Below are 26,146 nucleotides of genomic sequence, written 5' to 3' on the forward strand. Positions count from 1 at the left end.
ACCGACCGAGCGACGCACCTCTCGTTTCCCGACAAGTCGTTTCCCGACAAGGTGGCCGGGAAACTCCCGTGCCATGACTGAGAAAGCCGGCAAGCAGGCAGAGCTGGCGGAGGGCGTGTGCCCGCCGTGGGTGCTGCGGGAGTACGGGATCCTCGCCGACGGCGAACGCGGCGCCGTGGTGGATCCGGAGGGGCGGATCGTCTGGCTGTGCGCTCCGCGCTGGCACAGTGACGCGGTGTTCTCCGCCCTGATCGGGGGCGACGGGTATTTCGGCGTCGAACCGGTGGACCGCTGGCACGTGTGGGGTGGCTACTACGAGGACGGCACGCTGATCCGGGTCAGTCGCTGGGTGACCACCGACGCCGTGATCGAGTGCCGCGACGCGCTGGCGATGCCGGCCTCCGTGGACCGGCTGGTCCTGTTGCGGCGGATGCGCGTCGAACGGGGGGAGGCCGCGCTGCGGCTGACCCTCGACCCGCGGCCCGGCTTCGGTGCCGGCCGGGTGCGCGACCCGCGTCTGGAGGGTGACGTGTGGACCGCGGACGCGGACGGTCTGCGGCTGCGGCTCGTCGGCGCCCACGAAGCCCGGTGGAACCCCGAGTCCGGCCTGCGCGGGGAGTTCCGGCTGCGCAAGGGCGAGCACCACGACCTCGTCCTGGAGCTGTCGGAGCGGGAGCGCACCGAGCGCCTGGAGCCGGACCGGCTGTGGGAGGCGACCGAGGACGCCTGGCGGCGGGCCGTGCCCGACTGCTCCGCCCTGGCCGCACCGCGCGACGCCCGGCACGCCTACGCCGTCCTGCGCGGCCTGACGAGTTCCTCCGGCGGCATGGTCGCCGCCGCCACCACCTCGCTGCCGGAGCGCGCCAACGCCGGCCGCAACTACGACTACCGCTTCGCCTGGGTCCGCGACCAGAGCTACGCGGGCCTCGCGGTCGCCGCCCACGGCCCGCACGACCTGCTCGACTCCGCCGTGCGCTTCACCGCCGAACGGATCCTGGCCGACGGCGAGGGGCTGCACCCCGCGTACGACGTCGGCGGCGGACGGGTCCCGGGGGAGCGCGGGCTGCCCTACCCCGGTTACCCGGGCGGCTACGACCGGGTCGGGAACCGGGCGGCCGAGCAGTTCCAGCTCGACGCGTTCGGGGAGGCGCTCCAGCTGTTCGCCGCCGCCGCGCACCACGACCGGCTCACCCCCGAGGCCGAGGAGGCGGTCACGGTCGCGGTCGACGCGGTGGAACGCAACTGGAAGCGGCCCGACGCCGGACTGTGGGAACTGGACGAGCGCTGGTGGACCCAGTCCCGGCTGGCTGTGGTCTGCGGTCTGCGCCGGGTGGCCGGGGTGTTCAAGGGGCGGACCGCGCGGAGCAGCGCCGACCTCGCCGAGGCCGTCTTCGCGGAGACCCGGCGCCGATGTCTGCGCGCCGACGGCCGCTGGCGCCGGGCCGCGGACGACGACGGGCCGGAGGCCGCGCTGCTGATGCCGCTCGCCCGGGGCTGCCCGTCCGCCGACGACCCGAGCAGCGCGGTCACCCGCCGCTTCATCGAGGACGAGCTGGCCGAGGACGGCTACCTCTACCGCTTCCGTCGCCCGGGCGTCCCCCTGGGCGAGTCGGAGGGCGCGTTCCTGCTCTGCGGGTTCACGATGGCGCTGGCCACCGACCACCTCGGCGACCGAAGCGGCGCGCTGCGCTGGTTCGAACGGACCCGGGCGGCCTGCGGGCCGTCCGGGCTGTTCGCGGAGGAGTACGACGTACGTCAGCGCCAGCTGCGCGGCAACCTGCCCCAGGCCTTCGTCCACGCCCTGCTGCTGGAGTGCGCCGTGCGCCTCAACGACGCGTCGACGCTGCCCCGGTGAGCCTGGGGACGCAGCCCGCGGCGATCACCGTGCCCGCCACCCCTCGGCGGCGCCCGGCGCGAGCCGACGCCGGTGCCAGGCCGGCCCGCATCCGGAGGCCGCGCCCGTGCGCCTTGTCGTCGAAGACGCCGTGCGGGCCGTGGTCGGCACCGTGCGTGTCGTCGACGGGCTTCCACGGGTTGGCGGGACGCGCGGGGCCGAGGGGTGCGTCCCTCTGCTGGGAGTCCCTGGCCGGTCCTGGCCGGGTACCGGTCCTGGCCGGGGACCGGTCCAGCGGACCCGCGGCGATCCGCCGGCCGAGCAGGGGGCGACCGTGGGACCGCCGGTCCAGAGCGTGCGCGCAGGCCATGAACGCGGCCATCTCCTCGTGCCGCGTCTGGATGAACTCCGGTTCCCCGTTCGCCCGGTCGAAGGCGCCGAGCAGCCCGTTGATGCCGTCTCCGGGATAGCCGTACACCCGTCGTACGCCCCATGCGGTGAGGCGTTGCAGACGTAGTCGGCGACTTGGGTCATGGGGGCTTTCCGAGCCGGGTTTGCGGTAGGCCGGCCCGGGGAGTTGCCTCGGCGCCCAGGAGGTGAACCACGCGCACGCGCGTCCACGCCGGTGACCTGCCCGCCGAGCGGCCCTCCCCCACCCGGTCGAACAGCGGGCGGCACAGTGGGTGAGGCGGACAGGTTTACCGACGCCGTGTGGCGGCTAACCCGCTCGGGTTCGTCACGCATGCCGACTCGTCGGCGCACCGCCTGGAGGGCGCTCATGTCGAAGACGCACCCGGGGCCGGGGCAGGAAGAAGGCACCGCCCGCGGCCCCCGCGTGCAGACGGGTGAAAGGATCAGGGACTACCTGACGACCACCGACCACAAGAAGATCGGCCATCTCTACTTCGTCACGTCGTTCGGCTTCTTCCTCGTCGCCGGACTGATGGCGATGCTGATGCGCGCCGAACTGGCGCGGCCGGGTCTTCAGATCGTCACCGAGCAGCAGTACAACCAGCTGTTCACGATCCACGGCACGATCATGATGCTGCTCTTCGCGACGCCCACCTTCACCGGTTTCGCGAACGCCATCATGCCCCTCCAGATCGGCGCCCCCGACGTGGCGTTCCCCCGGCTCAACGCCATGACCTACTGGCTGTTCCTCTTCGGAGGCCTCACGGTTCTGTCCGGATTCCTGGTGAGCAACGGTCCGGCCGATTTCGGCTGGTTCGCCTACTCCCCGCTGAACGACTCGGTGCACAGTCCCGGCCACGGCGGTGACCTGTGGGCGATGGGGCTCGTGCTCTCCGGCGTGAGCACCACGCTGGGGGGCGTCAACTTCATCGCCACGATCATCTGTCTGCGCTGTCCGGGCATGACGATGTTCCGGATGCCGATCTTCACCTGGAACGTGCTGTTCACCTCCATCCTCGTGCTGCTCGCCTTTCCCCCCTTCACGGCTCTCCTGCTGGCCCTGGTGGCCGACCGGCAGTACGGCGCGCACATCTTCGACTCGGCCACCGGCGGAGCCCTGCTGTGGCAGCACCTCTTCTGGTGGTTCGGCCATCCGGAGGTGTACATCGTGGCGCTGCCGTTCTTCGGCGTCGTCACGGAGATCGTGCCGGTGTTCAGCCGCAAGCCGGTGTTCGGCTACGTGGGCATGGTCAGCGCGACCATCGCGATCACCATGTTGTCGGCCACCGTGTGGGCCCACCACATGTTCGCCACGGGGGCGGTGTTTCTGCCGTTCTTCTCCTTCATGTCCTTCCTGATCGCCGTGCCGACCGGCGTCAAATTCTTCAACTGGATCGGGACGATGTGGTCCGGCAGTCTCTCCTTCGAGACACCCATGCTGTGGGCGCTCGGTTTCCTCGTCACCTTCCTTCTCGGGGGACTCAGCGGTGTCGTCATCGCCTCACCCGCTCTGGACTTCCACCTGACCGACACCTATTTCATCGTCGCCCACCTGCACTACGTCCTGTTCGGAACGATCGTCTTCGCCATGTTCGGCGGCTTCTACTTCTGGTGGCCCAAGTTGACGGGCCGGATGCTCGACGAGCGCATCGGCAAGATCCACTTCTGGACGCTGTTCGTCGGCTTCCAGACCACGTTCCTCGTCCAGCACTGGCTGGGCGAGGGCGGAATGCCGCGGCGTTACGCCGACTACCTGGCCGCCGACGGGTTCACCGCCCTGAACACGATTTCGTCGATCGGTGCCTTCCTGCTCGGGCTGTCCACCCTTCCGTTCCTCTACAACATCTGGAGGACCGCCCGGTACGCGCCGAAGGTGGACATGGACGATCCCTGGGGGTACGGCCGGTCACTCGAATGGGCCACCTCGTGTCCCCCGCCCCGGCACAACTTCACGGCGCTGCCCCGGGTGCGGTCCGACTCACCGGCCTTCGACCTGCACCACCCGGAGTTCATGGAACAACTGCCCCGGCAGCAGCACGGAGCCGTCGAGGCGACCCCCGACCCCGAAGGGAACCAGAGCGAATGAAGTCCGAGTCGTACCTCTTCGCCGGCGTGGCCCTCTTCTTCCTGGTCACCGACGTCGCCTACGCCTGGGTCGCACGGGAGCCCGTCGGTATCGCGGCACTCGGCGTCTCCTTCCTCATGGCGTCGGTGATCGCGTTCTTCTCGATGATCAACCACCGGCGCAAGGGCTCTCGTCCCGAGGACCGTTCCGACGCGGAGATCCGGGAGCGCAGCGGCCGTATCGACTTCTTCGCACCGCACAGCCGGCACCCGGTGGTGACCGCCGCCGGCGCCGCGCTGGTCGCCAACGGGATCGTCTACGGTGACTGGCTGATCCTGATCGGTCTCGGGGTCCTGGGCCTCGGCGTCTTCGGCCTGGTCTTCCAGTACGCCGGACGCGAGAGCGAGTAAGGCGGGCGGCTCACCGGTGGTGCCGTGCCCGGCAAAGCGGGTGGCTCACCGGCAGGTACCGTGCCCGGTGAGCCACCCCTTCACGCGGCGGCGAGGGATCCCTGCCGCCTTGCCGTCCCGCGGGTACGTGGTACCCGCCGCGGCTCAGCCCGTCTCTTCCTCTTCCCCGATGCCGCCCGCCACCGGATCGGCGGTGCGGGCGCCGGCCTGGAGGCGCTCCTCCGCCGTGGCCGGCATGTCGACCCGGTCACCGTAGTACCACGAGCTGAGGGACGCCTGGATCCTGTCCCGCAGCGGCGCCCGCTCCCCCGGGTGTTCCACCGGCCGCGGGATGTCCCGTACCAGCAGCTTGTAGCGCTCCTCCGCGTCCAGGGGTTCATGCCGCTCACTGATCCCGCCCGCCACGTCCTGGTACACCTGACCGGTCTCCTCCCCCTCCTCCAGCAGCTGCCGGTCATGCCGTTGCAGCGCCAGGCAGACACGCTTGGTCACCAGGAAGGAAAGGACCGGGAGGACGAACAGGCCGACCCGGAAGATCCACGTCAGCGCGTTGACGGAGACGTCGAACCAGACGGTCATCACGTCGTTGCCCCCGGCCATGAGCAGCACGGCGTACCAGGCGATGCCCGCCACGCCGAGCCCGGTCCGGGTGGGCCGGTCCCGGGGCCGGTCGCACAGATGGTGCTCCACCATGTCACCGGTCACCCAGCGCTCGAAGAAGGGGTACAGGTAGAGCAACAGGAACAGCACGGCCGGCAGCACGACGGCGGGCAGCAGGACGTTCCACATGAACGTGTGGCCGGCGACGTTCCATTCGGCACCGGGCATCAGCCGCAGGGCCCCTTCGAGGAACCCCACGTACCAGTCGGGCTGGGCGTCGGTGGAGACCTGGTCGGGCACGTAGGGGCCGAAGAGCCAGACGGGGTTGATCTGCGCGATCGCTCCCATGAGGGCGATGACGCCGGCGACCATCAGCGACAGACCGGTCGACTTGGCGATGAACGAGGGGAACATGGGCTGGCCGACGACGTTGCGGTTGGACTTTCCGCGTCCGGCCCAGTGCGTGTGCTTCAGATAGACGACCATGATCAGGTGCACCGTGATCAGAGCGAGGAGCGCACCGGGGACGAAGAGCACGTGGACGATGTACAGACGCCGGTCGATCGCGGTACCGGGGAAGGGGCCGTCCCAGAAGAGGAAGCTCAGGTAGGTGCCGACGACAGGAATGGACAGGACGATGGAGTTGGCGGTGCGCAGGCCCGTACCGGACAGCAGGTCGTCCGGCAGGGAGTAACCGCAGAAACCCTCCAGCAGGGACAGCAGGAACAGGGTCACCCCGATGATCCAGTTCCCCTCGCGGGGCCTGCGGAAGGCGCCGGTGAAGAAGATCCTCAGCATGTGCACGCCGATGGCCGCCACGAAGACGAGCGCCGCCCAGTGGTGCATCTGACGCATCAGCAGGCCGCCGCGCACCTCGAAACTGATATGGAGGGTCGACTCGTACGCCTTCGAGACGAGCAGCCCCTGCAAGGGCTCGTAGGAGCCGCTGTAGGGCACCTGGGCGAGACTGGGATCGAAGTAGAACGTCAGGTAGGTCCCCGTCAGCACGAGGACGATGAAACCGTAGAGCGCGATCTCCCCCAGCAGGAACGACCAGTGGTCGGGGAACGCCTTGCGCAGCAGCCGGCCGGCCAGTTCCGACACCGGTGACCGCCGGTCGGCCGCGACGTATGCCCGGAAGGCCGCCTGCCGTGCCCTCCCCCTCATCCTCTCCCTGCGCCGCCGTAGTAGCACGCCCGCACCACTCCTCTTCCGCCCGGCCCTTCGTGTGCGCCGCCCGGGCCCGACGGCTCGCGCGACGGGCGCTCGATTACCCGAAGGCCTCGTTCCTCAACCAGCCGCCTCCCCGCCCCGGAATGAAACGGGGGCGGGACGGGCATCCAGGACCGACACCCGCCGGTGACCGCCGGCGCCTCACCTTTCAGGGAGTTCAGGGAGTCCGAGTGGGGAGTGACAGCGGCATCATCGAACAGCTCGCGGCGGAGCACCGCGGGATCCAGGACCTTCTCGACCGGGTACGGTCCGCTCCGCCCGGCACCGACGAGCGCGCGTCACTCGTGGAGCAGGCCGGCAGCCGCCTGGTGAGCCATCTCGTGGCGGAACGGGAGTGCCTGTACCCGCTCGTGCACCGTTACGTCGTGGACGGGGACAAGGGGGTGGACGAGCTGCTCGCCGTGGACGAGGACATCCAGCGGACGCTGAAGTCCCTCGAGGCCGTCCCGGCCCACAGCGAACGGTATGTGCGTCTCCTGCTGTGCCTCGTCTCGGGTGTCACCGCACACGTGGTCGGGTTGGAGCAGCGGCTGTTCCCCCGCCTGCAGGTCATGGGCCCCGCAGACGTCCTGCGTGCCGCGGGGGCCGGGACACGGCGCGCGGAAGCCGGCGGGCCCACCCGACCACGCCCCGACGCGCCCGACTCGCCGGCACTGACCAGGCTCACCTCCGCCGTCTGGGGGCCCTGGGACCGTCTGCGCGACCGGCTGGGGCGCCGAGGGCTTCAGTGAGCCCGGACGGGCGACCCGCACCATGTGGCCGACCGTTCGGCCGACACCCCGGCCGTTCCTTCCGGTCCCGCCGTTCGGCCCTCCGGGGAGCCGGGGTCCGCTCTCCTTGCCGCCGTGTCCCGTCGTACGCGGGATCGGCATCGGTTCTCTGATCGGTCATGGTGCGCACGGTCGCGCGGCGCGGGCCGTCACCATCCGGTCCCGCGGGTGGCCGGCTGTCGTTGTGCCCGTGCGATGAGCAGGGCGACGTCGTCGTGGCCGCCGGGGTGCCGGAGGTGGTGCAGCAGCCGGTCGCAGGTTTCTTCCGTGGAGTGGTCGAGCCGCGCCAGAAGTCGGAGGAGGTCGTCCAGGCGTTCGTCGATGGGGTCGTTGCGGGTTTCGACCAGGCCGTCGGTGTAGAGGACCAGTTGACCGCCGGGTTGCAGGTCGACGGTGGTGGTCTCGAAGAGGACGCCACCGACGCCGAGCGGAGCGCCGGTGGGGAGATCGAGGAGTTCCGGTGGTCTGCCGGGCCGGGTGAGGACCGGGGGCAGGTGGCCGGCGGAGGCCACCTGCAGGCGGGCGTGGTGGGGGTCGTACACCGCGTACACGCAGGTGGCGATGTACGGGTCGAGGTCGAGGATGATCTCGTCGAGGTGCGTGAGGATGCGGGCGGGGTCGAGGTCGAGCTTGGCGAGGGTCGAGGTGGCGGTGCGCAGTCGGCCCATCGTGGTGGCGGCCTGGATGCCACTGCCCATGACGTCGCCGACGGTCAGGGCGGTGCGGTCGTCCCCGAGGGGGATGACGTCGTACCAGTCGCCGCCGACCTCGCTGAACGCCTGGGCCGGCAGGTAGCGGGCGGCGACCTCCAGGCCCGGGTGCCGGGGCGAGAGCCTGGGGAGCAGGCTGCGCTGGAGGGTCTCGGCGGCGCTGCGGATGTGATGGTGAAGGACGGCGTTGTCGATGCTCAGCGCCGCGGTGGAGGCGAGTTCGCAGGCGAGGGCGACGTCGTCCTCGTCGAAGGGCAGGGGGTTGCGGGCGCGGGCCATGCCCATGACGCCGATGACCCTGTCCCGGGCGATCAGGGGGACCGCCAGATCCGTGTGGACACCGGTCTCGGCGAACACGCGGGCGGCCTCGGAGTCGGTGGCGATCCGAGCGTGGTCGCCGCTCTCCAGGTGGCTGATCAGGTGGGGCTTGCGGGTGCGGACGACATGAGCCGCCGGGTGGTCCGCATGGTAGGTGGCGAGCCGGCCGGGCGACACGATCGCCTGGGCGGCGTCGGTGGGGTACGCCGTCTTCACCGCCATGGCACGGAACAAGGCCGGGCCCTCGCCCATGTCCGGGCGGCCCGTCTGCAGGATCGAGTCCAGGAGGTCCACCGCGACCATGTCGGCCAGGTCGGGCACGACGGCGTCGGCCAGTTCCTGTGCGGTCCGCTCCGTCTCCAGGGTGGTGCCGATACGGGCCGAGCCGCTGGCCACCAGGCGCAGACGCTGCTGGGCCCGGTCGGCCTTCCTGGCCGCCTCGTAGCGGTCGGTGACGTCCACCACCACGTTGGCGATGCCCAGCGCCTTGCCGTGCTGGTCCTCCAGCCGGTAGAACGACACGGCCCAGGCATGATCGTTTTCCGGGTCGGCGCGTGTGCGGCCCACGATCTGCTCGTCCACCACGGGGGCTCCGGACGCCAGCACCTGCCGCATCACCTCCTCTGCGGCCTGGAAGGGCGCGCCGGGCAGGATCTCGGTGAACCGGTGTCCTGTGTGGGCTGCCTCGGGGACGCCGTGCATCGCCGCCAGGGCCGGGTTGACCTCCACGTACCGCAGGTCGGTGTCCAGGATCGCGAGGCCGATCGGCGCCTGGGTGACCAGCCGGGTGGACAGTGCCACCTTGCGCTCCACCTGCCGCAACGTGGACCGGTCCGTCGCCAGCCCCAGCGCGTAGTGATCGCCGAGGTTGTCCGTCAGCCGCATGTTGCGGAACTCGACCAGCCGGGTGCCGCCGTCCTTGTGCCGGACGGGGAAGGCGCCGGCCCAGCCCCGGCCGGTCTCCATCACCTGGCCGAAGAGCATGATCGCCGCGTCCTGGTGCTCCGGGTGCAGGAGGATCGGGGCCGCGTAGCGCCCGAGCACCTCGGCACCCGTGTAGCCGAAGAGCTGCTCGGCCTGCGGGCTCCACATGTCGATCCGGCCGTCGGCCTCCAGCAGCACCGCGGCGACGCCCAGCAGATCCATCAGGCCGCTCGGGCCCGTGGCGGCGTCCTCCGGATCGCCCGGCTGGTTCGGACGCTGTTCCGCTGACGTCATCGCACTGGCTCCCTTCGCCTGCCGCATCGGCGTGGCCACGTGACCGCGGCGGATCGGATGAAGCTGTCTTCCTGCAGGTCAGCGTCCCTCTTCAGGATCCGGTACGGGCCCCGGGAGGGCCAGTGGGAGTGAGAGCCCGGCAGGACGCCGGCCGAGACGACCACCCCGCCGCGGGGGTGGGGATCCGCGCCGTCGCGAGGGCGTGGCATGACCGAGGGTCCCCGCACGGTGTGACAGGGAGAGGGCGGGAAGCGCGGGTGCGGCGGGCTTCCCGCCCTGTGGCCCGCACGGCCAGTGGTGACCCGTCCCACCGTCCGGATGACGAACGTCGTGCGGACGACTCGCACGGTGCCCCCGTAGGCCGGCCGGTGCGGCTGGTGGTCGTCGATGGCCCGGACGACGTCGCCGAACTCGGCGTGGCACATGTGCGTGTGGATCTGGGTGTCCGGGCGCACCCGCCGGTGGTCAGCCGGAACGCCTCCGTCGCCCACTCCAGGTAGGCCCGACGGCCGGCGGCGCGCAGCGGCAGGGTCGTGCGTATGACGGCGGTCGTTCCCGCTCACCGCTGCGGTGCAGTCCCGGATTGCCACCGGGTTCCCTCTTGCGACGCAACCCGCCTGGCGGACGGGGCGACTCGACGCCGACGTCATCAGCCTGGAGGCCGCCCGCTCCATATGCAGGTCGCCCGCGAACTCGCCGCCTGCGGATACCCCCGTGAGGCCGGCCCCGGTGTCTACGACATCCACTCCCCCGCGTCGCGAGTGCCGCGGAGGCCGCCGACCTGCTGCGCACGGGCCTGAGGGCCATCCCCGCCGCACGGCTCCGGGTCAACCCCGACTGCGGCCTGAAGACCCGCGGCCGGCCCGAGACCCGCGCCTCCCTGGAGAACCTGGTCGCCGCCGCCCGCACCGTCCGCGAGGAGCTGTCCTCCTCGTGACCTGACCGGACGCCGACGGTTCGGGCGCCAACTCGCAGCGTGGACAGTTCCACCGGCGTACGTCCGGGCTGCCGGAGCGGGCCTTCGTACGCACCCTTCCGTCGGACTCGGTGTTCGAAGAGTGCCGGAGGGCCCCCGGACGGTTCCGTGGGGCCCCCTGTCGTCCGGAAGGAGTCAGTGCGCGGCCGGAACCGTGCTGCCGCCGGCGGCTGCCGCCGACTTGGGGTTGAGCAGGCGTTCCGCCAGTTCGCCGAAGAGCAGGCCGAAGCCGGCCCACAGGACGGTCTGGATGGCCAGTGCGGACAGCCGGAACCGCCACAGCAGGGCGGCCGGGAAGTCCCCCGGCACCTCGTTGACGACCGGCAGGAACGCGTAGGCCAGGCCGATGACGAGGGCGAAGGCGGCCACCGCGGCGACCGTCGCCCACCAGGTGCCCAGGCTGGGCGCAAGGCGCTTGCCCAGGATGGTGGCGACGACCGCCAGGAGGACGCTGAGCAGCATCATCAGGAAGTACAGCGTGGTCCGCTTGCCGATGGTGTCGGGGTCGCCGACCGAGGGCGGATTGGCCGGGTACTTCAGGAACGGCACGACGTAGACGGCGAGCAGGGCGCAGCCGGACAGCAGCAGCGCGGTCGCCCGCGGGGTGAAGCGGCCCACGCGGCCGAGCGCGAAGCAGTAGGCGAGCGCGGCGATGCCGCCGAAGGCGACCCCGTAGACGAGGACGCCGGTGGCCAGGCCCGCGGTGGACTGCAGGGAGCGGGAGACGACTTCCATCTCGTGCTCGTGGGAGTGCGCGTCCTCGAAGGCGATCGCCTTGTCGACGCTCGGCTCACCGAGGAGGTAGGCCGCGATCAGGGCGAGCACGCCGGCGGCAAGGCCGGCGAGCATGCCCCGCACGAGAAGGTTCCGTACGGTTGCGGAGTTCATGAACGGGTGCTGTCCCCTCGCGTCAGTGGCAGGGGAAACCGAGCAGGTGGCGGGCGTCGTGCACCCACTCGTGGACGCCGGTTCCGTTGAGGACGGAGGTGGCGCCCTGCTCGGCGCCGACGAAGTAGAGCAGGACGAGCATCAGGATGCCGAAGAAGACCGCCCAGGGAGCCACCGCCTTCAGCGGCAGCTTGGCGGGGACGGCGGGAGTGGTGGCTGTCGGCCGGGCGACGGTCTGCGCCATGGCAGGACCTCCTCTGGGAGTTCGCGTCCCATCTCGGTGGTGCACAGGACGACGGCCACGGGTCTGACTCACGAACACCCCTGCGGGGGCCGCATACAGTGGCGCGACCGTGCCGGATTCCCACCGGCTTCCGTCTCGCCGTCGTCGATATCGGACAGACCGTACCGCGCGGCGCGGGGATGGCCAAGACCGCATCCACCGGCGTGATCTTCCTCTCCCACCGAGGGGGACGGTACGGGCTTCGTGGTTCGGCGGTGACGGAATTCCGGCGCTACGGCGGCCGGCCGGCAGTACGGTCCGGTCAGCCGATCGGCTCACGAACCCCCGTGCCCCGCCCGGGTCAGCCGCTTTCGTTCGATGAGGGTGGCGACGGCGTGCAGCCAGGTGGCCGCTGTGTCGTCCGCGGGGATTCCGCCGGCGAGTTCGGTGCCGGTCCGCAGCCATTCCCGTGCGAGGGCGGCCGCTTCGCGGCGGGGCAGGGGTTGGGGCAGGTCCGCGGCGCGGGTGAGTCCGCCGGCACGGACGGTGTCGGCGAGGAAGGCGACCGAGCGTGGCTCGGTGCCGAGGCGGTCGAGGGTGACGGCCGCGGCCGCGGCGCCGTCGCCGAACAGGGCGGTGCGGCGGGGGCCGGGTTCGGCGGTGAGGCCGTGGCGCAGCAGGGCGGTGATGTCGAGCCCGGCCAGTTCGTCGTCCGTGCGGTCGGGCGGGTGCGGGGCGTGGTCGTTCATGGCGGGGCCTCGGGTGTCTCGTCTCATCTGGCTGGTCCGCCGCGGCTCAGCCGACGGTGACGGTGTAGGTGATGCGCCGGGGGGTCTGGGAGGGGGTGGCCGCCCCCGTGGTCGGGGTGGCGGAGGGTCCCGTCGTCGCGGGGGGCACGGTGGAGGTGTTGCCCTGGCAGGTGGTGAAGGTGCAGTGCAGCAGCGTGAAGCGGGTGGTCCCCTTGGCCTTGGCCTCGAAGGTGAAGGTGAGCCGGCCGCCGGCGCCGGCCGCCGGCTCGTCGCCGGAGTGCGGCGCGTAGGCGTGGCCGCGGCTGACCAGTACCGAGGTGTCGGGCTTGGGGTCGACCAGGTACCAGTACTCGCGGGTGGAGGCGTTCTGGTGGACGGTGAGCGTGAAGCGCTCGCCCGGCTTCGCGGTGATGCTGGTGTCCTTCACCGAGTGGCTCGTCGGGTGGCCCGCGGTGCTCGTGGGGCCGCCGGCCGGGTCGTCGGTGCCCGAGCCGCAGCCCGTGGCGAGAGCGAGGAGCGCGGTCGCCGCGAGCGCGGCACCGCTCCTGCTACCGCGGAAGATAGACGCTGTACGCATTGGGGAGATCACTGTTGGAAGCCTTGCCCATGTGGCCGTTGATGAAGTCGTCCTCGCTGACCCAGGTGGTCGAGCCCCAGGGGTTGTACACCTGGAGCATGTCACCCTCCTGGGCGATGATGGTCATGGCGTGGGCGCTCTCCTTGCCCGAGACGTCGACGGGCACCGGCCGTCCCTCCGCCACCGACTTCTCGACCTGGGTGAGGACGGCCCTGCGGTCGGCGGCACTGTCGAGGTCCTGGCGCTCGTAGTCGGTGCCGGTGGCGCTGCCGACGGTGGAGTCGTTGATCCGCTCCTGGCCCTCGGGGCCCATGCCGCCCCAGTTCTTGCCGCCGTCGCCTTCGGTGTGCAGCCGGTGCTGTTCGGCCACCAGGCGCTGTTTGAAGGCCTCGGGGTCGTCCTGCTGCCCGTCGGGGCCGCCGGTGAGGTCGAGCGCGTAGAGGGGGTCGACCATGGCGCGGGACGTGACGGTGGACGAGGCCACGCAGGTGCCCTCGGAGCCGTCGCCGCCCTGGATCCAGCGCTGGCCGTCGAACATGACGTCGTCCTTGTTGTTGTTCGAACCGTCCGACGCCTGGCCCTCGTCGTTCATGCTGTCCTTCCGGGTGATCACCGGAGTGAGGTGCCGGCGCAGCCAGGCGGGGTCCTTGCCGTGGATCTTGTTCTGGAACGTCCCGATCTCGGCGACGCTGTGGCCGGCGGCCAGGGCCTTCATCAGGTAGGCCCGTTCCTGCGGGCTGTCCGACCGCGCCAGCATCCGCTCCATGGCCATCTCGTCGTCCAGGCTCAGCTGGTCCATGCGGGTCGACGCGCGCGCCAGGTCGCCGGGCGTGAGGATCTCGTTCAGCTCGGTGTCGGCGTCCGCGACGCCCGTGTCCGCGAGCATCAGCTTGTCGACGGCGGTGAGTTCGCTGGTCTCCATCTTTCCGGCCCGCGCCTCGGCCGCCCACTTGTTCAGGTCCCGGGCGGCGACGCGGGTGGCCTCCTGCATGTCGGCGACGGCGGTGTGCATCAGGTCGACCGCGAAGGAGCCGAAGTGGGCGGCGTTCTTGCGGTCCCACTCCTCCTCGTCGTTCTCGTGCAGGTCGTCGAAGAAACCGTCCTTGCCGCCGAGCGTCTTCTTCTGCTCCAGCAGCTGCCCGCGGCCCTGCTCGTCCTTGCCCTGCGCGGCGATGACCGCGTCGGCCAGCGTCAGCAGCACCGACGCGCAGCCCTGGAACGCCTCGCTCATCTGGGTCGCGGACCGGCCGGCGGCGTTCACCGCGTCGGAGGCCAGGACGCTGGTGTCGCCGACCCACACCTCCGGAAGGCCCTTGCGGCCCACCCGGTCGACCTGGTCGAAGACGCTGCCGACTTGGTCGACCTGGCCGCGGTAGAGGCTCGCCAGGCTCTCCAGCAGGGCCGGGTCGCCGCCTGGTTCGGGCACGGAGAGGGCGTCGTCGATGAGGTCGAGGAGGTCGTTCTTGCTGCCTGCCTGAAGCATCTTCTTGGAGAGCCCGGCGAGCCATTCGAGGCGGAGGGAAGGGGAGTCGAGAGGAGAGGAGAAGAACGACACGGGCCCGCTCCTCAGTAGCTCGACAGGACCGAGGTGCGCCCGCCCTGCGTCGATGTGTCGGTGAGGCTGCTCGTACCGCCGACGGTGACGCTGTCCGCGTGCGTCTTCACCAGGCCGTCGGTGCCGTGGTAGGTCTTCTTGGCCAACTGCACCTTGCCGCCGAGTTCGTGCAGGGCCGACGCCAGTGTCTTGGCCTCCGCCTCCCAGGCCTTGACGAACGCGTTGAGTGCCGAGGCGGCGTCCTCGCCGCCGGCGTCGTCGTACGAGTAGGTCATCCGCGCCTTGACGGCCGAGCTGATGGCGTCCATGTCCCTGCCGGCGTCGTCCAGTTGCCGGGCCTGGCCGGTCATACCCGCCTTGACCTGGTAGCCGTCCGATCCCACCGTGCCTCCCCCGTATGCATCCGATCGCGACCGCGGGCAGGCTAACACGCAGCGTATATGCGGACGATCACACGCCGATCCCCTCACACACCTCCTCCACATCGCGCACCCGGGGCAGCCGCCGCGGCCGTTCGTCCCGCCCGGAGGGCCGGCCGGAAGCGCCGTCGGCGCGGGGGCTGTGAGCCGGCGAACGCCGGGGCCTCGGATCCACTCCGGGAGCGTCGTGAGGCTCTTCCCCGGCGTTCAAGCGCCGCGACACCGGCGGCGGCACCGGCGGCCTCGCCCGGAGCGCGGCCGGCGTTCAAGCGCCGCGACACCGGCGGCGGCACCGGCGGCCTCGCCCGGAGCGCGATGTTCCGGTGCAGGACGCCGTCGCGGCGTTCGCCGAGGAAGCCGCGCGGACGGACGGTCGTGCGGACCTCGACCAGCTTCGCCGCCACGGCGACGGGCAGGCCGTTCCTCGCGACGGGCAGGCCGTTCCTCGCGGCGGGGACGTCGTCCGGGGGCCTGGCCCGATGCGGCGGCCGGTACGGCCGGTGTCGCGTCACCCGGCGGGGAGGGTCTCCCGCATCGCCTTCGCCGTGCCGGCCGGGTCGTAGTCCTCGGGAACACCGGGGACCAGGACGATGTCGCCGGCGATGTGCCGCGAGCGCAGCGGGGCGATCTCCTGGTACGCGGGTGAGTCCCACCAGGCCCGGGCCTCGGCGATCCCGGGGAAGGAGATCACCACGACGTGACCGGGCCAGCTGCCCTCCTTGACCTCGTGCTGCGCGGCGTGGACGAGGAAGCGGCCGCCGTACGGCTCGAAGGTGTCGGTGATGCGCTCGATGTACTCGGCGATCTCCGGGTGCGGGGCGGCTTCCTGCAGGTGCGCTATGGCGTAGGCGGGCATGGCGTCCTTCCGGTCGTTCGGGCTCCGTACGCCGATGATCGTGCCACGCGGGCCGGCCGGGATCGATGACCTGGGAGGTAAGGACGCTCAGAGGCGCGGGAGGCGGTGGCGGCCGGGGTTCACCACGGAGGTGAGGCCGTTGAGCAGCAGGCGGGTGCCGCCGCGGAGGTGGGCGGCGTCCTGGGTGCCGTCTCCGGTGGGGACGAGCCAGGTGTACTGCTCGGTCCAGGTCAGGCGGGAGCCGGCGGGCTGGTCGGCGAGTTCGACGGTGACGAGGGAGATCCAGCGGATGCTGCCGTCGACCTCGGCCTCGTAGACGTGGACGATCCGGGTGTCCGGCACGATGTGCAGGAACCGGGAGCGGTAGGCGAGGTGCTCCTCGGTGTCGCCGGAGACGAAGACGTTGCGGGCGGTCTCGCCGCCGCCGACCCGGAAGTCCAGCTCGTGCTCGGCGGTGGCGGATCTGCCGGGGAGGCGGAACCAGCGGCGCCGCAGGGAGGGTTCGGCGAAGCCGCGGAAGACCTCGGCCGACGCCACCGTGAAGTCCAGGTCCAAGGAGAAGGAGCCGTGCATCGCGCGGGGTGCCGGGGCAGCGGCCGGGGCGGTGTCGTCCGGGGAACCGGCCCGGGAAGCGGCCGGGGGATTCGGCGCCTCCGCCTGCGCGAGGTGACCTGCGTCCATTGGCTCAACCTAACACGGGCGGGGGCGCCTTCCCGGCGCCCCGCGCCCGTGGTCAGAGCCAGCCTTCGAGCGATTTCAGGAAGCCGTCGAGGTCGTCGCGGTGGATGCAGTGCCCGGTGTCCGGCACGTACACGACCTCGAAGCCGCGTCCGCGCAGCCGTTCGGCCAGCTCGTCCGGTACGAGGTGGTGGTCGCCGGCGCCCTGGACCAGCGAGGGCACCTCGGCGCGTGCCGGGATCAGGTCCCGGTCGCTCTGCAGCCACTCGATGGCCCGCACGTCCCAGCGGGCGTACCCGGCCAGCTCCGCCTCGATGTCCTCGGGCTGCCAGCGCGGGCAGAGTTGGCGGATGCTCTCGGCGGTGGCCGACTTGGTGGCCTGGGCGAACTCCCGTACCTCGTCGACCGATGTGGCGCCGAGCTTCCACGCCGGGTCGCTGTAGACGACCTGGGCGGGGCGCAGGCCGGGCACCGCGAGGGCGAGCACGGGTGCGCCGAAGGAGTGGGCGAGGGCCAGGTCGACGCCGGCCGGGACCGATTCCACGAGGTCGGCGGCGAGCAGTTCGGGGGTGTACGCGTCGGCGTGCGGGCTGTCCCCGTGGCCGCGCAGGTCGGGCATGATCACGCGGAAACCGCGCTCGGCGAGGGCCGGTGCGACCCGGCGCCAGGTGGCGGCCGACGACATCACGCCGTGGACGAGGAGCACCGTCCGGTCGCCGTCGCCGACCTCGTGCAGTGCGAGCTTCATGATCGGGGGTGTCCTTTCGACACACGGTGGGACAACGGACCACGGGGGTTACGGGGTTCGCGCTGTTCGGCTGTTCCAGGGGTTCAGCGGCTCAGCTGTTCGGCTCGGCCAGTTCCAGCAGTGCCTTCGCGGCCAGCCGGTAGCCCATCGGGCCCAGGCCGACGACGATGCCGGAGGCCAGCGGGGCGATCACGGACTCGTGGCGGAACCGCTCCCGGGCCCAGACGTTGCTCAGGTGCACCTCGATCCAGGGCCGCGGGTAGGCGGCGAGGGAGTCGCGCAGGCTCCAGCCGGCCATCATCAGCGCACCGGGGTTGACGATGGCGCCGACGGTGTCGTGGTGCCGGTTGATGTCACGCACCAGGTCGCCCTCGGAGTCGTGCTGGAGGGAGAGCACCTCCCAGCCGGCCCCGCTCACCTCGGCGGCCACGGCCTTCTCGATGTCGGCGAGGGTGTCGGTGCCGTAGATCTCGGGCTGACGGCGGCCCAGGATGCCGAGGTTGGGGCCGTTCAGCAGGAGCAGGGTGCTCATGGGGTCACCTCACTGTTCGACGTACCGGACGGTCCGGAGCCGTGCGGGGCCCGGGTGCGGGGGGAACCGGCGCCCTCCAAACTGAGCTCGGCGTCGGCGAGTTCCTCCGCGCGGATCATCGCGGCCCGCAGGACGGGCGGCGTCATCAGCGAGGTCACGATCGCGACCAGGATGATGATGGTGTACGCGTCGGTGTTCAGGACGCCGAGGCGCAGACCCGTCATCGCCACGACGACCTCGACCACGCCACGGCAGTTCATGCCGGCCCCGAGGGCGAGCGCCTCCCAGCGGTTGAGGCGGCTGAACCGGGCGCCGAGGAAGGCGCCGGAGAACTTGCCGAGGACGGCGACGGCGAGCACGGCGAGGGCCGCGGCGAGGACGGCGGGGCGGCGCAGGCCGGTGAGGTCCATCCGCAGCCCGGCGGTGGCGAAGAACAGCGGGGCGAGGAAGCCCAGCGCGGTGCTCTTCAGCGGTTCCAGCTTCTCCCGGTCCAGGTCCTTGCTGGTGCCGACCAGCACGCCGACGACGAAGGCACCGAAGATCGACTCCAGCTTCATCGCCTGGGTGGCCGCGGCACCGAAAAGGACCAGGACGACGACCGTCATGATGGTGGGGGTGGCGCCCTCGGCCCGGCCCGCCCGGCGCAGCGCGGCGCCCACCAGCGGGCGGCCGGCCAGCACGGCGAACAGCACGACACCGACCGGGTAGAGCACGGCGGTCGCCACGACACCCGCGGTGAGCCCGGCGGTGGCCATCGCGGAGACCACGGACAGCAGGAACCAGCCGACGATGTCGTCCACGACGCCGGCGGAAAGGATCAGCTGGCCGATGCCGCGGTGCAGCAGCTTCATGTCGAGGAGGGTCTTGGCGATCACCGGGATCGCGGTGACGCACATCGCGACGCCGAGGAAGAACGCGAAGACCGTGGAGTCGACGCCGTCCGGCAGCAGGGTGCCGCTCAGCGCGAAGCCGGTGGCGATACCGAGGCCCAGGGGCAGCACCAGGCCGGCGATGCTGACCCGGGCGGCGGTGATCCCGCGCTTGCGGACGAGGCCGAAGTTCAGCTCGGCGCCGGTGACTCCGACGAGCAGCAGCACGCCGAGCTGGCCGGTGGCGTCGAGCATGTGCATCTGCTCCGGCCGCTGGGGCAGCAGCCAGTGGGAGAAGGCGGGCAGCACGTGCTGGAGCACGGACGGGCCGAGCAGCAGTCCCGCGCACAGCTCGCCCACCACCGCGGGCATGCGGAAGCGCTCGGCGAGCCGGCCGAGGACGAGCGCCAACAGCAGCAGGAAGGCCAGCTGGAGGAGGAAGACCAGCAGGGAGTGGGGGGCGATGGTCGGCACGGGGTCGGCGAGCGTCACCGGGCCGGCGGGCGTCGGAGGACTGGCGAGCGTCACGGGCTCTTCCCTCGTCGGAGCGGTCGAGGCGGTCGGAGCGATCGAGGCGGTCGGGGCGGTCGGTGGGGTCAGCGGGCGGTGTCGGCGCCCTGGCCGCTCAGACTGCGGGACAGGAGCGCGATGACCTCGGCGCTCCGCTCGACGTGGAAGAAGTGCCCGCCCCGGAAGACGTGGACGTCGGTCGGACCGGTGGTGTGCTCCTCCCAGGCGTGGGCCTCGTCCAGTGTGGTCCGGGGGTCGGCGTCACCGGTGAGCACGGTCACCGGGCAGTCGAGCACCCTGCCGGGGTCGTGCCGGTAGTTCTCGATGGCGGTGTAGTCGCTGCGGATCGCCGGCAGGAACATCGCCAGCACCTCCGGGTCGGCCAGGATCGCCTGGTTGGGACCGCTGAGGGCGCGCAGTTCGGCCAGCACCTGCTCGTCGGTGGCCGCGTGCACGCGCTCGTCGCGGTACCGGGAGGGGGCGCGCCGGCCGGAGGCGAACAGCCGTACCGGGGCGGGCAGCCCGGCCTCGCGCATGCGCAGGGCGACCTCGTAGGCGAGGACGGCTCCCATGCTGTGCCCGAACAGGGCGAGCGGCCGGTCGTCCGGATGGCGCAGGGCCGCGAAGATCTGGTCGGCGTAGTCGGGGATGTTGTCGATGCCGGGTTCGTGCCGGCGCGTCTGGCGGCCCGGGTACTGGACGGCGAGGACCTCGACCGCGGGCGCGAGGGCGGTCGCGACCGGGAAGAAGAAGCTCGCGGAACCGCCGGCGTGGGGCAGGCAGACGAGCCGTACCGGGCTGTCGGGCGAGGGGCGGAAGACGCTGACCCACTTCTCGAACTGTGCCGTTGCTCCAGGCATGCCGAAGGGCTCGCTTTCAGTCGGGGAACCGCGCGGATCAGCGTCTGGTACGGGACTTCGGCAGGTTAGGCCGAGCGGTCGCGGAGCCGGTATCCCCCAACCTGATAGCCCGCGGGCGGATCACGGCCGGAACGGGCCGGCGGGCCGTACGCTCACCACGAGTCACCCGAGCAGGGCCCGCCAGCAGGCCGTACCGAGGGGGTTTCCATGTCCGCTGTGTCACCCGACCACCCGATGGCGTCCGCGAGTTCACCGGACACGGACGTACTCGTCGTCGGATACGGTCCGGTCGGCTCGGTGCTGGCGGTGCTGCTGGCGCAGCGCGGCTGGCGGGTGACGGTCCTCGAACGCCGGCGGCGGCCGTACGCGCTGCCCCGTGCGACGAGTTTCGACGGGGAGACCGCCCGGCTGCTGGCCGGTACGGGCGTCGGCGGGGAGCTGGGCCGGATCACCGAGCCGGGCACCGGCTACCAGTGGCGGACGGCGGACGGGAAGACGCTGCTGGACATCGAGTTCACCACCGAGGGGCCGTACGGCTGGCCCGACGCGAACACCATGCACCAGCCGGCGCTGGAGGAGCTGCTCGCCGCCCGCGCCGCCGAACTGCCCGGCATCACGGTGCTGCGGGACCGGCGGGTCGTGGACCTCGCCGACGGCCCGGACGGCGTCACGGTGACCGCGGAGGACGAGGAGGGGGCCACGCGGGCCTTCTCGGCGCGCTGGGTGGTCGGCTGCGACGGCGCGAACAGCTTCGTACGGGAACGAATGGGCGTGTCCGTCACCGATCTCGGGTTCTCCTACGAGTGGCTGCTGTGCGACGTGGAGCTGCGCGAGCCGCGGGAGTTCGTGCCGACCAATGTGCAGCTGTGCGATCCGGCCCGGCCGACCACGCTGGTCGGGAGCGGGCCGGGGCACCGGCGCTGGGAGTTCATGCGGCTGCCGGGCGAGCGGGCGGCCGACCTGAACCGGGAGGAGACCGCGTGGCGGCTGCTCGCGCCGCACGGCGTCACCCCGGAGACCGCGCGGCTGCTGCGCAGCACGACGTACATCTTCCAGGCGCGGTGGGCCGACGAGTGGCGGGCGGGGCATGTGCTGCTGGCCGGGGACGCGGCCCATCTGATGCCGCCGTTCGCGGGGCAGGGCATGTGCTCGGGCGTACGGGACGTGGTCGGGCTGGCGTGGCGGCTGGACCTGGTGCTGCGCGGTACCGCCCCGCGGTCGCTGCTCGACAGCTACACCGAGGAACGCCTGGCGCAGGTCCGTGAGTCGATCCTGGCGTCGGTGCAGCTGGGGCGGCTGATCTGTGTGACGGACGCGGCGGCCGCGGCGGAGCGGGACGCGACGGTGCTGGCGAACCGGCGCGGGCGGGGGCCGGGCCGGCCGGACCCGGCCCGGCCGATCACCGGCGGTCTGCTGCACCGCCCCGACGGCACCGACGCCCGGGTGCCGCCCACGGGCGAGGTCCTGCCGCACGCCCGGCTGCTCGGGCCGTCAGACGCCCAGCCGCTGGAGGACCCGGTGCGGGGCGGGTTCGTCCTGTTCACCAAGGCGGAGACGGAGCCGGACCTCACCCCGGACCAGCGGGCGTTCCTGCGGGCCGTCGGTGCCGGGACGGTGCGCCTGTGGCCGGCCGGCGGACCGTACGACGGCACGGGCGGCGCGGCGGACGCGGGCGGCGCGGCGGACGCGGGCGGTGCGGTGGACGCGGTGGACGCCGACGGGGTGCTGCGCGCCTACCTCGACCGGTACGGCGCCACCGCCCTGCTGGTACGCCCCGACTACCACGTCTTCGGTGCGGCGACCGGTCCGACCGGGGCGGCGCTGCTCGTGGACGACCTCCGCACCCGGCTGACCGCACCGACACCGGCACCGGAACCCGCGGGGCGCGCGGGCTGACCCGGGCGCGGGCGGGCGAGTTGAGCCGGGCGCGGGCGGGTTGCCGCCGGGAGAGTCTCCGCGCGCAGGGCGCCGGCCGACGTCGGGCAGGCGGGCGACCGCTGCCGGCCGGCGGTACCGGCGGGCACGCGGGGACGGGCTCCGGGCGACGGAGGCGCCCGGGTGGGCGCGAGCGGGCGGGGAAACCGCCGGTGCCGGCCACGCGGCACGGCCGGGCAGCTGGGCACCTGCCTGTCGGCCGCGTGCCGGGCCCGGGAACCGGCGGCGCCGGCCGTCGCCGTGCGGGCGGGCGATCGCCACCGGTCGGCGGTATAGGCGGGCGTGCTGGGAGGGGCTTCGGGTGGTGGTCCGTCGGGGGGTCAGAGGTGGTGGGCCAGTAGGACCGCGCCGCGTAGGGAGGACAGGCCGCCCAGCCGGGCGGGGGCCAGGGGCGGGGTGGGGTGGCCGGGGCGGGTGAGTGCGGTGAGGTGGGTGTCGACGGCGGGCAGGAGCGCCGGGATGCCCGCCGCGAAGCCGCCGCCCAGCACGGCTCGGTCGGGGTGGAGGAGTTCGGTGACGCTCGTCAGGGCCGTGGCCAGGGCGCGGGCCGTGCGGTCCAGGGCCGTGAGCGCCCAGGGCAGCCGGTCGCGCAGGCCGTCGCGCAGCTCGTCGAAGGTGACCGGGGCGCCGCGGAGTGCGGCGGCGTGGGCGAGGGTGGCCGGGCCGGACGCGGTCGCCTGGAGGCAGCCCCGGCGTCCGCAGACGCACTCGGGGCCGTCCTGGTCGATCGTCAGGTGACCGATCTCGAAGGAGCCGCGCGCGGGTCCGGGACACAGCGTGCCGTCAAGGACGAGCCCGCCGCCCACCCCGGTGCCGACGCCGACGTAGAGGAGGTGGGCGCAATCCGCCGCGTCCGCCTCGGCGAGGGCGCCGAGGTCGCCGTCGTCGGCCCAGGCGACCGGCGTTCCGGGGAACAGCCCGCGCAGGGCGGGGCCCAGGGCGAGCCCGGTCCACGCGGGACGGCTGGGCCAGGCGGTGATCCGTTCGTCCGGGCCGACGGTGGCGGGCATGGCGACGCCGACGGCCCGTACGTCCGCCAGGGCGGGGAAGGCCTCCAGGTGTGCGGCGAGGGCGGCCAGGTCGTCCTCGGCGTCCCGGCGCGGGCCCCAGGTGAAGACCGACTCCTCGGTCCCTCCGTCGTCGGTCTCCACGCGCAGGGCGACCTTGGTGCCGCCGATGTCGACACCCAGACGGCCCGGCGCCGGACGGGCGCCGGGCCGTCGGTCCCGGGGAGCGGGCACGCTCAGTCGCCCGGTACGGACGGGCACAGCGCGAGCAGGTCGCAGGGGCGGCGCAGGACCGCGTCGGGTCCGGCGGAAAGCAGTTCCTCCTCGTCGGGACCGACCCACAGGGCGGCGGCGGAGGCCACGCCGGCGTCACGGGCACTGGCCAGGTCGGTGGGCGCGTCGCCGACCATGATGGCCTGTTCGGGCGGCACGTCCAGCAGTTCCAGCGCGCGCCGCACGATGTCCGGCGCGGGCTTGGGCCGGGGCACCTCGTCGGAGCCGATGACGTGTGCGAAGAACGGCAGCAGGCCGAGTCCGTCGAGCAGCGAGCGGGCGCGGTCGCCGGCCTTGCCGGTGGCCACGGCCAGCCTCAGGCCACGCACCCGCAGGGTCAGCAGGAGTTCGAGGACGCCGTCGAAGACCTCCACGCGGTGGGCGAGCCGGTAGCTCTCGCGGACGAAGGGCTCCTCCATCTCCAGCGGCAGGCCCATGATGCGCATGATGTCGGGGAAGTAGCGCCCCTGGTGGCGCACGTACTCCTCGAACGGGGCCGGGCCGTCGCCGACGACCTCGGCGTAGGCGACCGCGAAGGCCTCCCGCATGACGGCGAAGCTGTCGACGATCACCCCGTCCAGGTCGAAGACGACCGCCCGCCGGGTTGCCGTCAGGAGGCCGGCCGGGGCGAGGGGCCGGTCGGGCGAGTGGACTGTCATGGGGTCCTCATCTGCTGGTGGTCTAGCTGGTACGCGGGCTCGCTCGGCGTGTCGCGTCCGGCCCGGGCGGAGGCGTAGAGGCGCTCCACGAGCCGTACGGTGGTGCGTGCCTCGGCGATGGCCCGGCCCCGGCCGGCCGGGTCGGCGAGGAGGGCGGGCACGCCGTCCAGTTGCCGTCCGTACTCCGCGCCGACGGGTTCGGCGGGGACGGGCAGCCGGCGGGTGGTGCCCTCGCGGGTGAGGGTGAGGACGGACTCGGGCTGCCGGTTGGGGCTGAAGCCGAAGGTGCAGCGCAGTTCGGCGGTGCCGGTGCTGCCCTCGATCCGGATCAGGGACAGGTCCGTCGCCTCGTGCGAGGCCCAACTGGTGTGCAGGGAGACGGAGATGCCGTCCTCGCGGAGCAGGAAGCCGCGGGCCGTGTCCTCGACGTCGCCGGTGAGGGCGGCGGCGGGCCGCTCGCGGCGCCAGGCCGCGGACCACGCGCCGGTGTTGAGGAAGTCGTCCGAGACGGAGCCGACGGCCTGGTGGACCGGGGACGGACCGAGCAGTGCGGTCAGGGTGTCCACGAGGTGCCAGCCGAGGTCGACCAGGGCGCCGCCGCCGGCTTCGCTGCGCCGGGTGAACCAGCCGCCCGCCCGCGGCACCCCGCGGGCTCGCACCCAGGCCAGGTCGACATGCCGCACCTTGCCCAACTCCGGCAGTGCGGAGACGAGTTCGAGGACGTCCGCGCGGTGGCGGGCGGCGCTGCCGGCCAGCAGCAGGCCGCCGGTCCGCTCGGCCTCGGCCAGGGTGTCGGCCTCGGTGCTGGACAGGCACACCGGTTTCTCCAGGAAGACGGACACGCCCCGGCCCAGCAGGCCGGCGGCGACCGTGGTGTGCAGGTGGTTGGGTACGGCGACGACGGCGAGGTCGACGGAGCCGGGGTCGAGCGCGTCCGTCCCGGCGTGGGCGGGGGTGCCCGTCGCCGCGCCGACGTCCGCCCGGGCGGCGGGGTCGGGGTCGACGACGGCGACCAGGTCGAAGTCCGGGTGGGCCCGCAGCCGGGGCAGCCACAGCTCCCGCCCCGCCCAGCCGAGCCCCACCACGGCGGCTCGCACGCTCATATCGCGGCCACTGCGTCCGCGATGATCTCGGCCGTGATCTCCAGGTTCCGCTCGTCGGCGAGGAGCACCCGGTGGTGCAGCCAGACACAGTCGCCGTTGATGGCCTCGGTGTTCGGGCAGCGCTCGGCGATCTGCTCCACGGTCTCGTCGGGGGCGCCGACCTCCCAGAACGCGTCGGTGCGGTAGACGGCGCGGAACGCGGCGAACGCGGGCAGCCCGGCCTCCACCAGCCGGTCCACCAGGGCGTTGCGGTCCGCCTCGGTGATGCCGGGGATCCGGAACATCGCCATGTAGTGGGTGTTCTGGTCGGCGCGGACGTCACCGCCCTGCGGTACGACGCCGTCGACGGCGCCGAGCAGCCGGGACAGCAGTGCCCAGCGCCGGTCGCGCAGCTCCGTCTGGGCGGGCAGGCGGCGCAGCTGGGCGCGCAGCACGGCGGCGGAGAACTCGTTGAGCCGCATGTTGGTGCCGGCGACCTGGTGCTTGTAGTGCCGGTCGGTGCGCGGCCGGCCGCAGCTGTGCCGGAGGAACGCCGCCTCGTACAGGTCGCTCTCGGGGAACACCACGGCGCCGCCCTCGCCGGCGGTCATCAGCTTGCCGTTCTGGAAGGAGAACGCGGCGACCGTGCCGAGTTCACCGACCCGCTTGCCCTGCCAGCGGGCGCCCTGGGCGTGGGCCGCGTCCTGCAGGATCGGTACGCCGGTGTCGGCGGTGAGCTTGCCGAGGGCGTCCATGTCGGCCATCAGACCGGCCATGTGCACGGGCATGATCGCGCGGGTGCGCGGGGTGACGGCGGCGGCCGCGGCGGCGACGTCGATGTTGTACGTGTCCGGGTCGACGTCGACGGGGACCGCGACGGCGCCGATGCGCTGGGCGGCCTGGGAGGAGGAGATGAAGGTGAAGGCGGGCACGATGACCTCGGTGCCCGGGCCGACGCCCATGACCTGGAGGGCGAGTTCGAGGGCGTGGGTGCCGTTGGTGACGGCGAGGGCGTGCGGGGCGCCGTGGAAATCGGCGAACTCGCGCTCGAAGGAGGCGACTTCCTCCCCGCCCATGCGCCACCACTGCCCCTGTTCGAGGGCGCGGATCAGTCCGGTCCGCTCCTCGTCGTCGTACTGGGGCCATGTGGGGAATTCCGGTGCCGGTCGCGCGTTCATGGT

General features: G+C 72.5%; 23 protein-coding genes and 2 pseudogenes. 6 read left to right on the forward strand and 19 right to left on the reverse strand.

Annotated features, from left to right (window positions below; translation table 11 throughout):
* Window positions 1-73 precede the first annotated feature (73 nt).
* Window positions 74-1,855 carry a glycoside hydrolase family 15 protein gene (locus tag ACZ7N4_RS26450; RefSeq protein ID WP_471362196.1) on the forward strand — a complete coding sequence of 594 codons (1,782 nt, stop codon included), beginning with the start codon at window positions 74-76 and terminating at the stop codon, window positions 1,853-1,855.
* Window positions 1,856-2,186: 331 nt separating this feature from the next.
* Here the strand turns inward: ACZ7N4_RS26450 and ACZ7N4_RS26455 are convergent.
* Window positions 2,187-2,368, reverse strand: a pseudogene (locus ACZ7N4_RS26455) (thiamine pyrophosphate-binding protein); the annotation flags it as partial.
* Between the two features lie 244 nt (window positions 2,369-2,612).
* Here ACZ7N4_RS26455 and ctaD point away from each other — a divergent pair.
* Complete coding sequence (gene ctaD / locus ACZ7N4_RS26460; protein WP_471362198.1) at window positions 2,613-4,331, forward strand: aa3-type cytochrome oxidase subunit I; 1,719 nt, start codon at window positions 2,613-2,615, stop codon at window positions 4,329-4,331.
* On the forward strand, window positions 4,328-4,720 hold the full coding sequence (gene ctaF / locus ACZ7N4_RS26465) for an aa3-type cytochrome oxidase subunit IV (protein WP_471362201.1): 393 nt from the start codon (window positions 4,328-4,330) through the stop codon (window positions 4,718-4,720). Before ctaD ends, ctaF begins: the two co-directional genes overlap by 4 nt.
* A gap of 144 nt (window positions 4,721-4,864) precedes the next feature.
* Here the strand turns inward: ctaF and qcrB are convergent, their stop codons facing one another.
* The gene (gene qcrB, locus ACZ7N4_RS26470) at window positions 4,865-6,487 is read right to left on the reverse strand and encodes a cytochrome bc1 complex cytochrome b subunit (protein WP_471362203.1); all 1,623 of its coding nucleotides are present in this window, start codon (window positions 6,485-6,487) and stop codon (window positions 4,865-4,867) included.
* 236 nt (window positions 6,488-6,723) lie between these two features.
* Here qcrB and ACZ7N4_RS26475 point away from each other — a divergent pair, with 236 nt between their 5' ends.
* Window positions 6,724-7,284, forward strand: a complete 561-nt coding sequence (locus ACZ7N4_RS26475; RefSeq protein ID WP_471362206.1) for a hemerythrin domain-containing protein — start codon at window positions 6,724-6,726, stop codon at window positions 7,282-7,284.
* A gap of 188 nt (window positions 7,285-7,472) precedes the next feature.
* Here the strand turns inward: ACZ7N4_RS26475 and ACZ7N4_RS26480 are convergent, their stop codons facing one another.
* The gene (locus ACZ7N4_RS26480) at window positions 7,473-9,569 is read right to left on the reverse strand and encodes a SpoIIE family protein phosphatase (protein ID WP_471362209.1); all 2,097 of its coding nucleotides are present in this window, start codon (window positions 9,567-9,569) and stop codon (window positions 7,473-7,475) included.
* Window positions 9,570-10,202: 633 nt separating this feature from the next.
* Here ACZ7N4_RS26480 and ACZ7N4_RS26485 point away from each other — a divergent pair.
* Window positions 10,203-10,506: pseudogene (locus tag ACZ7N4_RS26485) on the forward strand (5-methyltetrahydropteroyltriglutamate--homocysteine S-methyltransferase); the annotation flags it as partial.
* 174 nt (window positions 10,507-10,680) lie between these two features.
* Here the strand turns inward: ACZ7N4_RS26485 and ACZ7N4_RS26490 are convergent.
* From ACZ7N4_RS26490 to ACZ7N4_RS26545, 12 genes are all read right to left on the reverse strand, one after another.
* The gene (locus ACZ7N4_RS26490; RefSeq protein WP_471362211.1) at window positions 10,681-11,433 is read right to left on the reverse strand and encodes a CbtA family protein; all 753 of its coding nucleotides are present in this window, start codon (window positions 11,431-11,433) and stop codon (window positions 10,681-10,683) included.
* Between the two features lie 22 nt (window positions 11,434-11,455).
* Entirely contained in the window at window positions 11,456-11,677 is a 222-nt protein-coding gene (locus ACZ7N4_RS26495; protein WP_471362213.1) for a CbtB domain-containing protein, read from the reverse strand.
* Window positions 11,678-11,991: 314 nt separating this feature from the next.
* Window positions 11,992-12,405 carry a hypothetical protein gene (locus tag ACZ7N4_RS26500; protein WP_471362216.1) on the reverse strand — a complete coding sequence of 138 codons (414 nt, stop codon included), beginning with the start codon at window positions 12,403-12,405 and terminating at the stop codon, window positions 11,992-11,994.
* Between the two features lie 46 nt (window positions 12,406-12,451).
* Entirely contained in the window at window positions 12,452-12,982 is a 531-nt protein-coding gene (locus ACZ7N4_RS26505) for a protease inhibitor I42 family protein (RefSeq protein ID WP_471362218.1), read from the reverse strand.
* Window positions 12,954-14,537, reverse strand: coding sequence for a peptidoglycan-binding protein (locus tag ACZ7N4_RS26510; protein ID WP_471362221.1), 1,584 nt, complete (start codon window positions 14,535-14,537; stop codon window positions 12,954-12,956). The genes ACZ7N4_RS26505 and ACZ7N4_RS26510 overlap by 29 nt, the downstream gene beginning before the upstream one ends.
* A gap of 11 nt (window positions 14,538-14,548) precedes the next feature.
* Window positions 14,549-14,920 (reverse strand): hypothetical protein, encoded by a 372-nt coding sequence (locus ACZ7N4_RS26515; RefSeq protein ID WP_471362224.1) that lies wholly within the window; start codon window positions 14,918-14,920, stop codon window positions 14,549-14,551.
* A 544-nt stretch (window positions 14,921-15,464) separates the two neighbouring features.
* Window positions 15,465-15,812: a DUF1330 domain-containing protein gene (locus ACZ7N4_RS26520; RefSeq protein ID WP_471362227.1), complete on the reverse strand. Its 348-nt coding sequence runs from the start codon at window positions 15,810-15,812 to the stop codon at window positions 15,465-15,467.
* Window positions 15,813-15,899: 87 nt separating this feature from the next.
* Window positions 15,900-16,493, reverse strand: coding sequence for an SRPBCC domain-containing protein (locus ACZ7N4_RS26525; RefSeq protein ID WP_471362229.1), 594 nt, complete (start codon window positions 16,491-16,493; stop codon window positions 15,900-15,902).
* Window positions 16,494-16,545: 52 nt separating this feature from the next.
* On the reverse strand, window positions 16,546-17,238 hold the full coding sequence (locus tag ACZ7N4_RS26530) for an alpha/beta fold hydrolase (RefSeq protein ID WP_471362232.1): 693 nt from the start codon (window positions 17,236-17,238) through the stop codon (window positions 16,546-16,548).
* 91 nt (window positions 17,239-17,329) lie between these two features.
* The gene (locus ACZ7N4_RS26535; protein ID WP_471362235.1) at window positions 17,330-17,770 is read right to left on the reverse strand and encodes a type II 3-dehydroquinate dehydratase; all 441 of its coding nucleotides are present in this window, start codon (window positions 17,768-17,770) and stop codon (window positions 17,330-17,332) included.
* Window positions 17,767-19,167, reverse strand: coding sequence for a cation:proton antiporter (locus ACZ7N4_RS26540; RefSeq protein WP_471362238.1), 1,401 nt, complete (start codon window positions 19,165-19,167; stop codon window positions 17,767-17,769). The genes ACZ7N4_RS26535 and ACZ7N4_RS26540 overlap by 4 nt, the downstream gene beginning before the upstream one ends.
* Window positions 19,168-19,235: 68 nt before the next feature.
* Window positions 19,236-20,009 carry a thioesterase II family protein gene (locus ACZ7N4_RS26545; RefSeq protein ID WP_471362240.1) on the reverse strand — a complete coding sequence of 258 codons (774 nt, stop codon included), beginning with the start codon at window positions 20,007-20,009 and terminating at the stop codon, window positions 19,236-19,238.
* Between the two features lie 207 nt (window positions 20,010-20,216).
* Between ACZ7N4_RS26545 and mhpA the strand changes: the two genes are divergently transcribed.
* Entirely contained in the window at window positions 20,217-21,905 is a 1,689-nt protein-coding gene (mhpA, locus tag ACZ7N4_RS26550) for a bifunctional 3-(3-hydroxy-phenyl)propionate/3-hydroxycinnamic acid hydroxylase MhpA (RefSeq protein WP_471362243.1), read from the forward strand.
* A gap of 359 nt (window positions 21,906-22,264) precedes the next feature.
* On the opposite strand, the gene ACZ7N4_RS26555 is transcribed toward mhpA, so the two are convergent.
* From ACZ7N4_RS26555 to rifK, 4 genes are read right to left on the reverse strand one after another with little or no spacing between them, the layout of a single operon-like run.
* The gene (locus ACZ7N4_RS26555) at window positions 22,265-23,185 is read right to left on the reverse strand and encodes an ROK family protein (protein ID WP_471362245.1); all 921 of its coding nucleotides are present in this window, start codon (window positions 23,183-23,185) and stop codon (window positions 22,265-22,267) included.
* A gap of 2 nt (window positions 23,186-23,187) precedes the next feature.
* Complete coding sequence (locus ACZ7N4_RS26560; RefSeq protein WP_471362247.1) at window positions 23,188-23,883, reverse strand: HAD-IA family hydrolase; 696 nt, start codon at window positions 23,881-23,883, stop codon at window positions 23,188-23,190.
* Window positions 23,880-24,986: a Gfo/Idh/MocA family protein gene (locus ACZ7N4_RS26565; protein ID WP_471362249.1), complete on the reverse strand. Its 1,107-nt coding sequence runs from the start codon at window positions 24,984-24,986 to the stop codon at window positions 23,880-23,882. Before ACZ7N4_RS26565 ends, ACZ7N4_RS26560 begins: the two co-directional genes overlap by 4 nt.
* Window positions 24,983-26,143, reverse strand: coding sequence for a 3-amino-5-hydroxybenzoate synthase (gene rifK, locus ACZ7N4_RS26570; protein ID WP_471362252.1), 1,161 nt, complete (start codon window positions 26,141-26,143; stop codon window positions 24,983-24,985). Before rifK ends, ACZ7N4_RS26565 begins: the two co-directional genes overlap by 4 nt.
* Between the last annotated feature and the right edge of the window lie 3 nt (window positions 26,144-26,146).

The sequence above is a fragment of the Streptomyces sp. NPDC107654 genome, assembly GCF_055639035.1.